The sequence below is a fragment of the Methanobrevibacter sp. genome, from assembly GCF_017539065.1.
In the GTDB taxonomy this organism is placed as follows: domain Archaea; phylum Methanobacteriota; class Methanobacteria; order Methanobacteriales; family Methanobacteriaceae; genus Methanocatella.
In genome coordinates this window covers 40350-55421 of the sequence record NZ_JAFYHP010000023.1, presented here as the reverse complement: position 1 = coordinate 55421, position 15072 = coordinate 40350, and the positions used below count along the sequence as shown (strand labels likewise).

Below are 15072 nucleotides of genomic sequence, written 5' to 3'. Positions count from 1 at the left end.
TCAAAAAACAATGCCAAAATCAAGAAAACGAACATTCAAGACCAAACGAGGCGTTTTAAAACGAATATATCGCAGAGATCTAATTTGGAATGACAATCGCAAAAAGGATTTTGAAAATCAACAAAGTTTTTGAAAGAGTCATATTTTTTTCAAAAAAATTTATAAAGTTGATTAAAATCGTTATTTTTAAATAAAATTCGATTATTTTACTTAAATAGCTCATTTTATAGTAAAAATTTTATCATTTTGTATTAAACTACTTTAAACTTAGTGTTATTTTTAATTATTAGGTGAAAGATTAATTTTTTAAGTTTTATATATTGACTTAGCTTTATAAATAGATTCATATGATTTAATCTTTTTATAGATTAATTTACCTATACATTACTTTAATGTTTTATTTTAATAGTATTTTAGCCTTATTTTTTAAAATTAGACTTATTTAATTGGATTTAGCTAATAAAAAGGTTTATATAAGATATTTGTATATATTTACTATTGTACGAGATTTATTCTCGAGATTGTTATGGAGGTAAAATATTTTGAACAAAAAAATATTACTCGCTTTAGCAGTTGTGCTGATTGTTGCATTATCTGTTGGCACAATTTATGCAAGTGATGTAAATGAAATAGATTCATATATTTCCCAACAAAATGAGGATATTGCTCAAGATGCAATTGGTCAAAGTGAAGGTCAAATCCTTGGCGATACTCAAGATCAAATAATTTATGCATCCGAGGACGATACATATGAATCTAGTGTTGATAATGATGCATCTGACGATGTATTAAAATCTGAAATTTCAAGTACTTTATCAACTAACATGGATAATGAAGTTCTTTCAAGTGATAACCAACCTGTTTCATCCAATACAGTCAAAACTATCACTGCAAAAGACGTTACTAAATATTATAAGGGAAACGCTAAATATACAGCGACATTTGTAAATCTAAATGGAAATCCATTAGCTAATACTAATGTTAAAATTGTTGTAAAGGGCGTTACTCATAACGTGAAAACTGATAGTAAAGGTGTAGCTTCATTAGATATCGATCTTAAACCTGGAACCTACATGATTAAAGCAACTAATCCTGTTAACGGTTACAGTTTAACTACTACTTTTAAAGTGTTATCCACTATCACAGCCAACGATGTTTCCAAAGTCGTTAGCGATAGTAGGAAATTTACCGCTAAATTCTTAAAAAAGAATGGTAAACCATTAGCTAAAAAGAAAATTAAATTTAAAATTGATGGTCAGACTTACCAAGTAAAAACTAATAAGAATGGAGTGGCAAGTTTATCTTTAACAAGCCTTACAAAAGGAACTTATAAAATTATTTCATATAATAAAGATGGTTTAAAGCAAACCAATAAAGTTAAAGTTTATAAAAGTGCTAAAACTTCTTTAACACCTAAAACTTATATTTTCCTTAAGGGCGATACTAAAAAGATTAAAGTCAAATTACTTAATGCCTTCGGCTACGCGCCTGGAAAAGGTCAAATAATTAATTTCAAAGTTGACGGCAAAAAGTATACTGCAAGCACTAACAAAAAGGGTATTGCTAAAATTAAACTGCAATCTATTAATCCGGGTACTTATACTGTAAAATATAAGTTTGCATCAACTGCTTTTTACAAGGCATCAAGCGCTAAAAGTAAATTGTATGTTCTTCCTAGTAAAACTCCAACTTTTACTGTTAAAAGTACAACCACTTTTGGTCAAGGAGCTGGAACACCATTCAAAGTAGCTTTAACTTCTGGAAATGTTCCTATTGTCAACAAACAAGTAACTATTTCCTTAAAAGGAACCAAGTATACACTAACCACAGACAATAATGGAATAGTTTCACTCCCGATTAATGTAGCTATAGGCACTTATACTATATCATATACTAATAAAGCATTTTCTAAACTTGATTCAAAAACTGGATCTACTACAATTAATGTTATAAAAAGAGCTCCGACCTCTATTAAATGGTCAAGTGCAACTTCCTTCAATCAAGGAACACAAACTTGCCAACTTTTAGTGCTCGACTCTAATAATAAACCAATTTCTGGCGGAACTGTTAAATTAACCGTTGATTCAAAGGATTATACTGCTACAACCTCTTCAACAGGTTATGCAACATTCAAGGTAAGTTTTGCAGTTGGAAGCCATACTGTGTCATACAGTTATAATGGAAACAATTTAAATGCCCCAAGTTCAGGTAAAACAACTCTTCAAGCCAAAAAGATTACATCAATATCTATAAATAATATTGTTAAAGCAGCTAACACTGTTAAAAATTATTATCAAAATAATAAGAAATTGCCGTCTTCTGTAACTTCAGGAGGGGTTACTTTAACAATGCCTGAGTTCTTATATGTATTGAGTGAGACAATTGTCCAATTAGGCAATTCCAATACAAAAGATGTATCAATCATATCTGGAGTTAAGGCACCTGCGTCTCCATCCGGAGATAATATTAATTCAAAGCAATTAACTAAAGAGAATTACTTAAAATGGGCTAAAAATATTGCAGATTATATAAAAAACCATAAACAAGCACCGAATTACGCTTCATCTGCTGTCGGTAAAGTCATTTATACCGAATTGGTAGATGCTACTGCCAGAATCGTTGCATTTTATGGAAATAACAATAATCTCTTACCGGCTTATGTAGTAATTAATACTGCATCTGGTGGATCTTCCTCAACTCAGTCAGGTATTAATGAGAAGAATACCATTAGTCAAAGCGATTTAGCTGCTTATCTTAAGAAAACCACTCATTGTGAGGTGGGCAATTCACAGATTAAATCAAAAGTTACTTCTTTAACAAAAGGATTAACCACTGATTCAGCTAAAGCAAATGCAATATATAATTTTGTTAGAGACAAAATATCCTACAGTTTCTATTATGATACCAAACATGGTGCAGTTGGAACATTAAATGCAGGTTCAGGAAATTGTGTTGATCAAGCACATTTACTAATTGCTATGTTTAGAACTGCTGGCCTACATGCTAGATATGTTCACGGAACTTGTACATTTAGTAGTGGAAGTACTTACGGTCACGTATGGGCCCAAGTATTAATTGGAAATACATGGACTGTTGCAGACCCAACAAGTACAAGAAATTCATTTGGAAAAGTAGTTAATTGGAATACCAATTCATATACCTTACATGGTAAATATGCAGAGATATTATTCTAATTCACTATATTTTTTTCTTTTTTTTAAAAAATCAATTTTAAACTTTTTTTAAGATGTTCAGATATTCTGCACGATTAGATTAAACAATTCTTTGGTTTTATCTGTTGCGGTTCTTTGTGAAATGTCTTCAGGTATCTCATATACAAAAGTAGGATATCCTGATTGAGCTATTGGTTTTGAAACAAGTTTTGCTGAAGTTGATTTATATGTTTCATTACCTTTTACTGGATAATAATTGAAATCACTTGCATTGCTTATCTTTTCAGCAACATTCACTGATTCATCATCCATTTCAGGTGTGGCCAAGTAAAATCCAACACCATATTCAGGTATATGTGAGTGGCTGATTATAACTGCATCGGCATCGGATTGTGTGACATTCTGATTCACATATTCATTAATCAATCTTTCCCCATTTGCCCGACCGGTATTATAATCATGAGGGTTGTCTGTTACAGTTACCTTGTAGTGGATTATTTTTACATCATCATTTGCGAATTCCTTTGCAGCTTGTATTTCAGGTTCTATTGATAGTGTTTCTCTTGGATGGATTCCAGTAATTAGCGCGATGCAAGTTGTAGCGCTTTCATTTCCTGCTACACCAACTTCTACTGTGCCGATACTTGTATTTGCGAGAGTAATATATTCTATTTCTTTATATTTTGGCATTCCGATATATATTAGTGAGCCAATAATTAAAAGGATTATCAGGATAATTATGATTGTTGATTTTTCCAAATTAGTCACCTTGATTAATATTTTCTTTTTTAGTTAAAAAACTTTATATATAAATTTAAAAATAATATTATTTAGGAATACCTAAATTTAGATGATTGTTATGGATGATATGGTAGAAGCTAGAAAAAACATGCATGAAAGAAATGAAAGGATTGAAAAGGAAAAAAACTCAAAAGTTAAAAAAGTAAAAAACTTCTTTTTCGGATGTTGTAAAAACAGATAGATTATATTCAAACTATAAATGGCAATGAAGTTGCCACCAATATAATTAAAGATAGCTATAAAATAAAGAGAGTTATTAGTATAACTATCATTTTTATGAATCCTCTTTTATATTTGCATTAATCCTATCCAATAAAAGTATAATAATAAAATTAATATCTACATCAAAGGATTAATTTTTCAAAAAAATCAATAAATTAGATACAATTTTATAATGTTTTTAACAAATATTACATAACGAGGTTTAAACATGGATTATGATGTAATATATATTGGAAGCGGAAATGCGGCATGGCAAGGCGGACGATTTTTAAGAAAAGCCGGCCTTAAAATATTGATAATTGAAGAAGGTCTCTACGGAGGGGCATGTGCAAATAGGGGATGTAACTCAAAAGCAATTCTCGACTCAGCATATGAAGTCAAATCATTGACGGACAATTTTGAGGGTTTCGGTAAATCAGGCAACTTTGAAGTAAACTGGCCGGAACTGATGAAATTAAAAAGAGACCGTATTGCAAACATGTCAGTATTTTTAGATGGCAAATTTAGGGAATACGATTTGGATGTGGCTCATGGAAAAGGCATAATTCTAGATGAACATACAGTCCAGGTCGCAGATAAGAAATTCACCACAGATAAGATTGTAATTTGTACAGGATTAAAACCAATAATCCCAGATATTAAAGGAAAACAGTATCTCCACGACAGTAATGACTTTTTAGACATTGACGAGCTTCCAAAACATACCATAATAATAGGTGCGGGTTTTGTAGGAATGGAATTTGCATCAATACTTGCGGAAGCCGGCCTTGAAGCTGATGTTATTGTTAGAGGAGATATGGCTTTAAAATACTTCCACCAACCATATGTACAAAATGTTATTGAAATTCTTAAAAAGAAGAATATTCGCTTCCATTTTAACCAGACAGTTAAAGAAGTCATTAAAAGTGATGATGTAACAATAGATAATCCGGAAGAAAAAGTCTTAAATATTGAAAATGCAATGAATTCAGATGAATATTTAAGGGATCCTGAAGCTAAAATTGATAATAAAGCATATGAAAATGGATTTACAGTCAATTGTGAAAGCGGACTTAGCTTAACTGGTGACTATGTGATTGCAGGAATGGGAAGAACTGCTAATGTAGAAGATATAGGTCTTGAAAATGTAGGCCTAAAATATACAAATAAGGGAATTAAAGTCAATGGCCACCTGCAAACAGACGTTCCAAATATCTACGCTTCAGGCGATGTTGCCGATACGGGAATTGCAAAGCTCGTCACAGTTGCCATACATCAATCCAAATACCTTGCTAAAGAACTGTTAGGTGAAGCAGATGAGATAACATATCCTGTAATTCCGGCTGTTGCTTACACTATACCGAGAATAGCTACTGTAGGAATTCCTGCTTATATTGCAGAAGAAAGCGATGAATATGAAGTTCACACAATAAGGTACGGCAAATCTTATTCTACAGTACTTAAAAACGATAAGCGTGCCGAAGCTAAAGTTATTGTAGATAAGGATTTAAACATTGTCGGCGCCGAAATATATGCTGCAGATGCAGAAAATGTAGCAAATATGTTTGCTTTCATCATTAACCAAAAAATAACTTTAGAAGAACTTGATTATATGATTTACACATTCCCGTCAAGCAGTTCAGTATGCTTATACAAACTGCACAATATACACTATGATTTGTAATTATGACAAGAAAGGAATACATCATTATTTCAATATTGGTTATAATCATCTTAATCTTTAGCATGCTTATTATTATATCCACTATTGAAAATCCAACTGAAAACAATGTTTCAATGCCTTATCGTGAAGTGTTGGCCAATAATAGTGATGACCCAGGAACGGTTGAGGTAATCAGGAATATCGGAAATCCCAATGGCAGTAAAATAGCTTATGTTGTTGGCGTTCACCCGCTGGAACATGAAACCCATGAAACGTTAGTCGAACTACTTCCGGAAATGGCCAATCTAACCCACAGTTATGACATTTACATAATTAATGTAAGTGAAGGTGTTGGTTCATATGGAGGGGGATTCAGTGATTATGATGATCCTGGAAGGCAGAATGGCCAAAATTTAGCATATGAATATGTTTATCCCGAGATTAGAAACGGAGATTATCGGTTGGCCATTGATGTTCACTCAAATGTTGGAGCATATGATTATAAAACGTTTGTATTCTGCCCGGTAAAAGAGGGATTGGGCGTTGAATATGCTGAAGATGTTGCCAATGATTGTCCTGATATTGTTTATTTTGCACCGGATTCAACAACAAGCGGACCCTATTTGACAATACCATTAAATGACAATGGGATTCCCGCATTCTATTTTGAAGAGTATAGCTTTGCAGATCAAGATTTAAAGGATGACCATATGACAGAGCTGATTTTGGCGGTAGACAAAATAATCTAACATGGTATTCCTCCTTGAATATATTATTGATATAATTACATTTAATTATAGAATCTACAAATATAATCACATGAATCAATCAAAAAGAATATTTTATTATGATGTTTTAAGAGCATTGGCCATCATTGGCATAGTATTCTGCCATGCATCAATAGTATTTGTTCTAACAGGAATAAATAATCCTGACTTTTATATTTCTGCATTTTTTGATTGTTTTAGAGAATTTTCAATACCTGTTTTTGTAATGCTCAGCGGAGCTTTACTTATAAATAAAAAGGATTCATTGAAAACATTTTTTAAAAAGAGATTATCAAGAATTTTTATCCCATTCCTGTTTTGGGTTGTAATCTATATAGTCTATTCCTCACTTTTTGTTACCCATGGATTTGACTTGAGCTATTCGATAGATGTCTTCTTTGGAACTTCTTCGACATTGGGGGTTGCATTCTGGTTTATCTGGATGATTACAATTGCATATATACTGATTTTTATAATTAATCAAACCATTTCATTTGGACTGAAAAAAGACGATGCATTCGATAAGAAATTCATCAATTTCCTAACAATAATTTCTCTAATTTATTTTGTTATTGTCCAATTCCATTTGTTCAATCCGTACCCTTCGAAAATAACATACTTCATTTCATTCATGGCATATATTATCATCGGATACTTTATAGCAAACAATAATTATCTTGAATCAAAGATACCTGCAAATAGATTAGCCATAATCACAGGAATCCTATTCATTGCCACTTATCTCTATTACATATTCGGTTATGTTGTGCCTATGTCTCAGTCCCATAACCATTTCACAGCCTTGGGATATTTTAATTTAACAATATTGTTCATGTCTGTTAACTTCTTTTTGATGTTCAAATTTTTATCTAAAGCAAATTATATGGATAACTTGGAAAACAATTCCCTCGGAAAAGCCTTTACATATATAAGCAATTATAGTTTCGGGATTTATCTGGCCCATTATATGATATTGCATTGCCTAAAGAATAACCTATTAAATCTAACTGACTATACGCAACAAAGCCCTCTTTTTTGGATACCTCTATTTGTTGTTTTAACATTGATAATTTCACTGTTAATATTGTCCATTTTAAATAAAATCCCATATCTAAAAAGGGTTTCTGGAAATAATTAATGCTAAATTATTATATACTATATAAACATAATATATAGTGATGGTAAATTTATTGAAATTTAAAATGGCAAAAGTATCTGGAAAAGTTGTAGCCTTTTTAGCAAAAAAAGGTAGTGGAAGTGGCGGAACATACGCAGGCCATATATTTACTAAAATTGGGGGATACGAATCAATCACCGAGTTAGCTTCACAGTTAAAGATTGGTTCCATTCTCATCACAGGCACTAACGGTAAGACAACAACCACCACTCTTTTAATCAAATTAATGTCAAATGATATTCAAATCAGGCAAACTTATGAAAACAATATCCTGAATTCAATGACAACCTCTCTTTTAACTCAAGAAGGGGATTTGGGCATATTCGAATATGGTATTAGGAACATGACTTATGGTATTCCAGATACTGTTGAAAGATTAATTAAACCGATTGGAGTGGTTTATACAACTATTTCTCAAGAACACACACAGGTTGCAGGCATCAAAAATCCGTTTGAAGATTATTACAAAGCCAAAAAACTATTATCTCAAGGGATGGAAAGGGGCACTATTGTAACTAATTGTGACGATCCGAGAACTGCTTTAATCGGCCTTGAAAAAGAAAAAGATGTGAATGTCAATTATTACGGTATTGCAACCGAAGGCATTGAGGATATCGGCGGGGAAAGTGTTGACTGTCCGAAATGTGGTGAAAAATTAACTTATTCTAAACATTATCTGAACCATAGGGGAGTTTATTCCTGCAGTTGCGGATTCAAACGTCCGGAACCTAATGTAAAATTAACTAATGCCGAGTTCAGTACCGACAAGTGGATTTTAAATATTGAGGGAGATTTATTTAATTATACAACTTCCAAAAATATTAAACTGGACTTGGAACTTAAAGTCCCGCCATTCGGTTTCCATAATATTTACAATACTTTAGCATCAATCACCGCTTATGCGACTTTTACACCGAAAGTTGAAAATATCGAATCCACTATTTATGAGGTATTCAATAACCTGGACATGTCATTCATACCTCCTGGAAGATTTGAGGTAGTTGATATTGGCGGAAAATTCGTTGGACTTGGACAGGGAGATAATGGAGATGCATTAAAAATCAATGCTATGTTTATGAATCAATTTGTCGACGCTCCGTTGGAATTTATTTATACAACCCCTGAAGAGAATGAAGAGGAAATATTCGATGACCACTTTAAAGTTATCAAAAGCATGAATCCTGAACATGTAATCGTTGTTCCTGGAAGAAAATCCATTGATAAAGCAAAGGAATATTATGAAATCATCAAAGAGGAATACGATGATGCTGAGTTTTATCCGTTAAGCTATGAAGAGATGGATGAAAGGATAAATAAATTGATAGAGCTAGCGCGCAATTCAGAATACAAATATGTTATTATGAGTGGATGCGGTGAAGAACAAGCAATGTGGGAACAAATAAAAAGAGGATTAATTAACAGATAATCCGGAAAGGATTATCTTATCAATTTTTTAAAGATTTAAAAAAAAAGTTAAATTACTTCAAAATCAATTAGTCTGATTTGATTTGAAAGCAATTTAGGATCATCATCAATTTCTTCGGATAATTTTGTAGTTATGTATTTCTTATTGTCATCAGGAAAAACTGTGGCTATCTTTAAATCATCATTATCCTTTATGACACTAGCCAGGAAGTTGGCTCCACTGGAAATGCCTATGCCCAAACCGAATTCTTTAGCTATTCTTTTAGACATATTGATTGCATCACAGTCATGAATCAAAACGATATCGTCAATCAGATCTTCATCAACAATTCCAGGAATAAAGTCATCGCCTATTCCTTCAATCATATGGCTTCCCTCTTCCATTCCCATCTTAAGGATGGATAATGTTGAAGGTTCAAGGGCAAATATTTTTGAGTCTGGGTTATTGTCTTTCAGTTTCCTGCCTATTCCTATAAGTGTTCCGCCTGTTCCTATGCCTGAAACGAATGCATTAACATCTGGAATCGCATCGATGATTTCCTGACCTGTTGTTTTATATTGGGCTTCAGGATTTAATTCATTATCAAATTGGAGCGGTCTGTATGCGCCAGTTTCATTTGCAAATTCCTCTGCAAGTTCAAGAGCCTTTTTAAATCCTCCTTCTTCCCGGGATACAAGATGAACATGAGCGCCATACATTTCGATTAGTTTTCTTCTCTCAAGTGATGCCCAATCAGGCATGAAAATGTGTACTTCATGACCGAAAAGAGCGCCGATGGCACTGAATGCAATGCCCGTATTTCCACTGGTCACTTCCACAATAGCCTGACCGTCAGCTAATTTGCCGTTTTCCTTTTCTTTTTCAATGATGTAATATGCAATTCTGTCTTTAATGCTTCCGGAATAATTGTAATATTCAAGTTTAGTGTATATGCTTCCCTGTTTTCCTTCATATTCATAATTAATCTTTATCATTGGTGTGTTGCCAATTAACTTTCCAATATTCATAACATTCAATCCAATTTGATAATATGTTTTATCTATGTATTTTATTTAAAAAATACTTTATCATATGATAAATGTATTTTAACACCTAATTTTTGCACCTTAGTAAAACCTGCAATTAGTTATTTATATACTACACTCCAATTTAATATTATGTCATTTTTAAAATTTATTCTTAAAAATCCATTCAGGAGAAAGACTAGTGCAATTTTAGCAATCGTAGGGATTGCAATTGGAATTATAGTCATAGTTGCTCTTGGTGGAATCACAGATGGTTTAGTCAATACCTTTGAAGATACAATTCATGCAGGGGGTGCTGATTTTTCAATTTCAGGAAAGGAAACTGGAGATTCAGCATATGGAACTAATACTATCGATGCAAATTGGACAGATAAAATTGCAAATGTTTCAGGTGTTGAAGAGGCATATCCGATATATGTAGTCCTGACATCGGTTGGGGATGATTACATGAATACGCTGATTGGTATCGATCCTCAGGGAGCTACTTTGGCAGACATTTCAATGAAAGAAGGTAGAATTTTCAAAGATAACGAGTCCGAAGCAATTTTAGGCGAAATTTATGCTGATGATAATGATTATTCAGTGGGAGATAATATAAAAATCGGCGGCGAAGACTTTGAAGTTGTTGGAATTTATGAAACCGGCGACCAAAATATGGCCGGAGGAGTATTCACATCAATTTCCAAAGTTGGAGATTTGATGGATGATGAAGATTCAATCTCAAACATCTATGTTAAAGTTGAAAAAGGTGCTGATGCCCAAGAAGTGGCTGACAGAATTGATGAAAAATATGGTGATGATATAGCAACCATCACATCAGTTATGGAAATGCAGCAAATGGGGGATATGTTGAATATGCTTCAGGCTTCAACATGGGCAATTTCACTCCTTGCAATTGTTGTTGGAGGCCTTGGCATTATCAACACAATGCTGATGTCAGTGTTTGAAAGGACCCGTGAAATAGGTGTTTTAAAGGCAGTGGGCTGGTCTGATAAAAGAATTCTGTTAATGATTGTTGGCGAATCATTAGTTATTACAATAGTTTCTGCCATTATCGGATCCTTGATAGGATTTTTAGCCTGTACTTTGTTGGCCCCATATATGGGAATAAGTCCATTATTCACTCCAAAGATATTCATCCAGGCATTTGCAATAGCTATTGTTGTTGGAATTATTGGAGGACTTTTCCCTGCTATTAAAGCTGTTAAATTGCCTCCGACAGAGGCATTGAGGTATGAGTGAGGTGTAAATATGGATGCAGTAGAAATAAAAGATTTATATAAAAGCTATGAAGATGGAAAAATCAAGGCATTGAATGGAATCAACCTCACAATTAGGGATGGGGAATTCGTTTCAATAATCGGCCCGTCAGGCTCTGGAAAATCAACATTGCTTAATATGCTTGGGGCACTTGATGTTCCTGATTCCGGATCTATCAAAGTAGCCGGTCAGGATTTAAACTCATCTAAAAAATTAAATGAGTTTAGAAGTGAAAAAATCGGATTCATTTTCCAATTGCATAACCTGATTCCAAATATTTCAGTTGTCGAAAACATTGAAATTCCAATGTTTACACAAGGATTGTCCTCCTCTGAAATGAGAAGCCGTGCATTAAAATTATTGGATGATGTCGGCCTTAAGGACAAAGCCAAGATTTTACCAAATAAACTGTCCGGTGGTGAACGTCAGAGGGTTGCAATTGCTCGTGCACTGGCAAATAATCCATCAATAATATTAGCTGATGAGCCAACAGGATCACTAGATTCCAAAACAAGTACTAAAATCCTTAAGCAACTAATTGATTTGCATGAAAGTAAAAATGTAACATTGATTATAGTGACTCATGATATGGATGTGGCCAAACTAGCAGATAGGGTTATTGAAGTTTTGGATGGTGAAATCATATCTGCAGGCGATGACTCTTTGATTAACAGCAAGATAGATGTTTGAATTAACATCTATTATTATTATTTTTTTAAATATTGCAAAACCATTACTTAAAACATCACAATAATATGGAAATATGATTTTTCCAAAATTGAGAAATATTTTTTAACTAAAAGATTTAAGATATTAAATATAACATGTTAAGGTTTTGGCAAAATGAATATTTTAATATCTAACGATGACGGCGTTTTTGCACCAGGAATATTGGCTGCAAAACAAGCTGTTGAAGATTTGGCCAACGTAACCGTTGTAGCGCCAGATGAGAACAACAGCAGTGTGGGCCGTCGAATAACATTGTTCAAACATTTGAAGATTGCCGATTGCAAACTCGAGGACGGAAGCGCAGCATACTCTGTATCAGGCAGTCCCGCTGATGCAGTAATTGTCGGTGCAAATTACATTATGGATGAAAAACCCGATTTGGTCATAACAGGAATAAATTCCGGCGTGAATATAAGTTGCGACATAACCTCTTCAGGTACCGTCTGCGCTGCTTTTGAAGCTGTCAGTTTAGGAATCCCTGCAATTGCGGCTTCTCTTTTTATAGATCCAAAAACCGCATATAAACAGGATGATGATGGAGAATGGTATTTGGATTATGATTTTGATTTAGCAAAGAAAGTTTTGCATGACCTTGTTTTGAAAATAATTGATGAAGGATTTCCAGAAGGCGTTGACCTATTTAATCTAAACGTGCCATCAAATTATGAATCAGAAGATGTTAAAATAACACATTTATCGGATAAAATGCTTGATAAAAAAGTCATTGACAACACTGATAAAGAAAAAGCGGAGATATTTAATTATCCTTTAGAAGAAAACCAAAGCAGTGATGATTTGATTATGATTACATCAAATCTTGTAAAGGAATATGAGGATGGCACTGACGGATATGCGCTGTTCGTTGAAAAACGTCCAAGCCTAACTCCCCTTAATGTCAATATGACCTATCAGGAACTGAAAGATTGGTAAAAATAGGGATTCGTACTCATTTAAAAAAATTAAAAAAAATTAGAAAAATCAATTTCTAATTTTTAACTTTTGTTGATTGGGTAGTGACGGTTTTGCCATATTTTACTTGATACTTAACGGTCTGGCCGACTTTTAGTTTTTTAAGGACTGATTTTTTAACAGTGACTTTTGCAATACCTTTCTTATTGGTTTTTGCTTTATAGGATTTTTTGTTAAATTTAAATTTAACTTTCAGTCCTTTTTTGGCTTTTCCTTTAATCTTCAATGTTGATTTTAAGGTTACTTTCTTCATTGGCTTTTTGAGGGTAATTTTCTTTAATGTCAATTTAACATCAGGCTGTTTAACTTTGATTGTGAAAGTGTTTGAATAAAATTTGCTGGAATACTGATCTGTTATAACTTTAATGCTGTGTTTTCCTGATGATTTAAATTTAATTGAAACCTTTTTAACACCTTTCTTATTCAATTTAACTGATTTAAGGTATTTTCCATCAACATAAATATAGAATCGTTTTTTGAAAGTCTTTGGACCTTTAAGTTTGACTACAACCTTCTTGTTGAATTTGATTTTATTGGAGCTGATGCTTGATGAAAACTTCTTGTCGTTCTTATAGACAAAGAAATAGCAATGTTGGGAGTAAACGTATTTTCCGTCAACATATTCAATAATGAAATTCTTTTCTCCTTTTTTGGAATATGATATTGGTATGCTTGCTTTCCCGTTTTTGACTTTTACAGTCTTGATTGCTTTTCCTGATTTCACCTTGTCGTATTTTCCATCTTTTGTATTATAGAGCTTTAAAGTACCCTTATAACCTTCCGGCAGATTGATTGTCACATATCCATTTTCGCCTACGCCCATGTCAAAGTAAGAGATATGAGGTATCAGTGAAAACTCAAATTCATAAGTCTTAAATGGATAAAATGGGTCATTTCGCAATTCCATATGGAATTTGTATTTCTTATTTAATTTTAGGGAATTGGTTTTTATCACATAGTTTACCCATGATTGGCCCTTTTTATGAGAAATCTTTTGTGTTTTTCCATTTACAGTTACGTAAATATCTCCTTTTGCATCGTTAGGTAATATAATACACAATTCTGCATCTTCACCTAAATAAAATTCATCGTCATGTTCACCAACATAGAAATGATATCCCACATAAATCATTCTTGATTTTACAACAGTCTCATTTTTTCCATTCCAAAAGCTCACTTTCACGTAATGTCTGCCTATGCTTGGCTTCTTATTTAAGTCATTCAAAAATATATACTCGCCAGTGCCATTATAACATAAATCCCCATCGATATATACTAAAACAGTTCCACTTGAAGGCATGTCATATATATCGGCTAACAGATTATACTCATCATCATCCCATCCAGGATTATAATCCGCACTATAGATATTGACAGTCATGTCTCCATACCCTTCTTTTTCAGTCACATTTAATGTATCGTCCAGAAGAACGATTGAATTTCCATTAACTGGTATGAAGTTAGCGTGAATATTATAAATTCCAGGTGAAGTTATGCCTAAGTCTGTTATCGTTAGAGTAGCCTCATAATCGAATTTTTTATTGTATACAGGTTCATTATCTCCAACTGAAACTGTGAGATTTCCATTGACGCCATCAACAGTCTGCTCATAAATGTCAATTACATTATCTTTAGAATTGACTGCAATGATTTCAGTAAAATCTACATGAAAATCTGATTTTTTTAGAGAATCGCTTAAGACATCCTCCTGAGGTGTTTCCTGAACATCAACATCCTCCTCAACAGCCAGTTGATCATCTGAGGTAATGTTTTCACTAGCGCTTACAGCACCAATTGTCAAGATAGCCAATATCAGGCTAACAATAATCAAATGTTTAATCTTCATAAGTATCCTCCTTTATTAATTATTATTTTAGAAAA

General features: G+C 33.1%; 12 protein-coding genes. 9 read left to right on the top strand and 3 right to left on the bottom strand.

Annotation, left to right across the window (positions count from 1 at the left end; all coding sequences use genetic code 11):
• The first annotated feature begins 542 nt into the window (after nt 1-542).
• Nucleotides 543-3194, top strand: coding sequence for a transglutaminase domain-containing protein (locus IKS50_RS06060; protein WP_292846952.1), 2652 nt, complete (start codon nt 543-545; stop codon nt 3192-3194).
• Nucleotides 3195-3251: 57 nt separating this feature from the next.
• Here the strand turns inward: IKS50_RS06060 and IKS50_RS06055 are convergent, their stop codons facing one another.
• Nucleotides 3252-3932: a hypothetical protein gene (locus IKS50_RS06055; RefSeq protein WP_292846949.1), complete on the bottom strand. Its 681-nt coding sequence runs from the start codon at nt 3930-3932 to the stop codon at nt 3252-3254.
• Between the two features lie 100 nt (nt 3933-4032).
• On the opposite strand from IKS50_RS06055, the gene IKS50_RS06050 reads away from it, so the two are divergent.
• From IKS50_RS06050 to IKS50_RS06030, 5 genes are all read left to right on the top strand, one after another.
• A complete protein-coding gene (locus IKS50_RS06050; RefSeq protein WP_292846946.1) occupies nt 4033-4155 on the top strand; it encodes a hypothetical protein in 123 nt (40 codons plus the stop codon).
• Between the two features lie 249 nt (nt 4156-4404).
• Nucleotides 4405-5859, top strand: a complete 1455-nt coding sequence (locus tag IKS50_RS06045) for an NAD(P)/FAD-dependent oxidoreductase (RefSeq protein ID WP_292846943.1) — start codon at nt 4405-4407, stop codon at nt 5857-5859.
• Nucleotides 5860-5861: 2 nt separating this feature from the next.
• A complete protein-coding gene (locus tag IKS50_RS06040; protein WP_292846940.1) occupies nt 5862-6587 on the top strand; it encodes a hypothetical protein in 726 nt (241 codons plus the stop codon).
• Between the two features lie 70 nt (nt 6588-6657).
• On the top strand, nt 6658-7743 hold the full coding sequence (locus tag IKS50_RS06035; RefSeq protein ID WP_292846937.1) for an acyltransferase: 1086 nt from the start codon (nt 6658-6660) through the stop codon (nt 7741-7743).
• 40 nt (nt 7744-7783) lie between these two features.
• Nucleotides 7784-9208: a Mur ligase family protein gene (locus tag IKS50_RS06030; protein ID WP_292846934.1), complete on the top strand. Its 1425-nt coding sequence runs from the start codon at nt 7784-7786 to the stop codon at nt 9206-9208.
• Between the two features lie 47 nt (nt 9209-9255).
• Here IKS50_RS06030 and IKS50_RS06025 read toward each other — a convergent pair whose 3' ends face one another.
• Nucleotides 9256-10215, bottom strand: a complete 960-nt coding sequence (locus IKS50_RS06025; RefSeq protein WP_292846931.1) for a PLP-dependent cysteine synthase family protein — start codon at nt 10213-10215, stop codon at nt 9256-9258.
• 150 nt (nt 10216-10365) lie between these two features.
• Here IKS50_RS06025 and IKS50_RS06020 point away from each other — a divergent pair, with 150 nt between their 5' ends.
• From IKS50_RS06020 to surE, 3 genes are all read left to right on the top strand, one after another.
• Nucleotides 10366-11475: an ABC transporter permease gene (locus IKS50_RS06020; RefSeq protein WP_292846928.1), complete on the top strand. Its 1110-nt coding sequence runs from the start codon at nt 10366-10368 to the stop codon at nt 11473-11475.
• Nucleotides 11476-11484: 9 nt separating this feature from the next.
• The gene (locus IKS50_RS06015) at nt 11485-12183 is read left to right on the top strand and encodes an ABC transporter ATP-binding protein (protein WP_292846925.1); all 699 of its coding nucleotides are present in this window, start codon (nt 11485-11487) and stop codon (nt 12181-12183) included.
• Nucleotides 12184-12336: 153 nt separating this feature from the next.
• On the top strand, nt 12337-13152 hold the full coding sequence (gene surE / locus IKS50_RS06010; protein ID WP_292846922.1) for a 5'/3'-nucleotidase SurE: 816 nt from the start codon (nt 12337-12339) through the stop codon (nt 13150-13152).
• A 55-nt stretch (nt 13153-13207) separates the two neighbouring features.
• On the opposite strand, the gene IKS50_RS06005 is transcribed toward surE, so the two are convergent.
• On the bottom strand, nt 13208-15037 hold the full coding sequence (locus IKS50_RS06005; RefSeq protein ID WP_292846919.1) for a hypothetical protein: 1830 nt from the start codon (nt 15035-15037) through the stop codon (nt 13208-13210).
• Nucleotides 15038-15072: the final 35 nt, after the last annotated feature.

Bases quoted from the DNA above. Each gene is read 5' to 3' on its own strand.
- IKS50_RS06050 (WP_292846946.1), top strand. From the start codon at position 4,033: ATGGATGATATGGTAGAAGCTAGAAAAAACATGCATGAAAGAAATGAA.
- IKS50_RS06045 (WP_292846943.1), top strand. From the start codon at position 4,405: ATGGATTATGATGTAATATATATTGGAAGCGGAAATGCGGCATGGCAA.
- IKS50_RS06040 (WP_292846940.1), top strand. From the start codon at position 5,862: ATGACAAGAAAGGAATACATCATTATTTCAATATTGGTTATAATCATC.
- IKS50_RS06035 (WP_292846937.1), top strand. From the start codon at position 6,658: ATGAATCAATCAAAAAGAATATTTTATTATGATGTTTTAAGAGCATTG.
- IKS50_RS06030 (WP_292846934.1), top strand. From the start codon at position 7,784: ATGGTAAATTTATTGAAATTTAAAATGGCAAAAGTATCTGGAAAAGTT.
- IKS50_RS06025 (WP_292846931.1), bottom strand. From the start codon at position 10,215: ATGAATATTGGAAAGTTAATTGGCAACACACCAATGATAAAGATTAAT.
- IKS50_RS06020 (WP_292846928.1), top strand. From the start codon at position 10,366: ATGTCATTTTTAAAATTTATTCTTAAAAATCCATTCAGGAGAAAGACT.
- IKS50_RS06015 (WP_292846925.1), top strand. From the start codon at position 11,485: ATGGATGCAGTAGAAATAAAAGATTTATATAAAAGCTATGAAGATGGA.
- surE (WP_292846922.1), top strand. From the start codon at position 12,337: ATGAATATTTTAATATCTAACGATGACGGCGTTTTTGCACCAGGAATA.
- IKS50_RS06005 (WP_292846919.1), bottom strand. From the start codon at position 15,037: ATGAAGATTAAACATTTGATTATTGTTAGCCTGATATTGGCTATCTTG.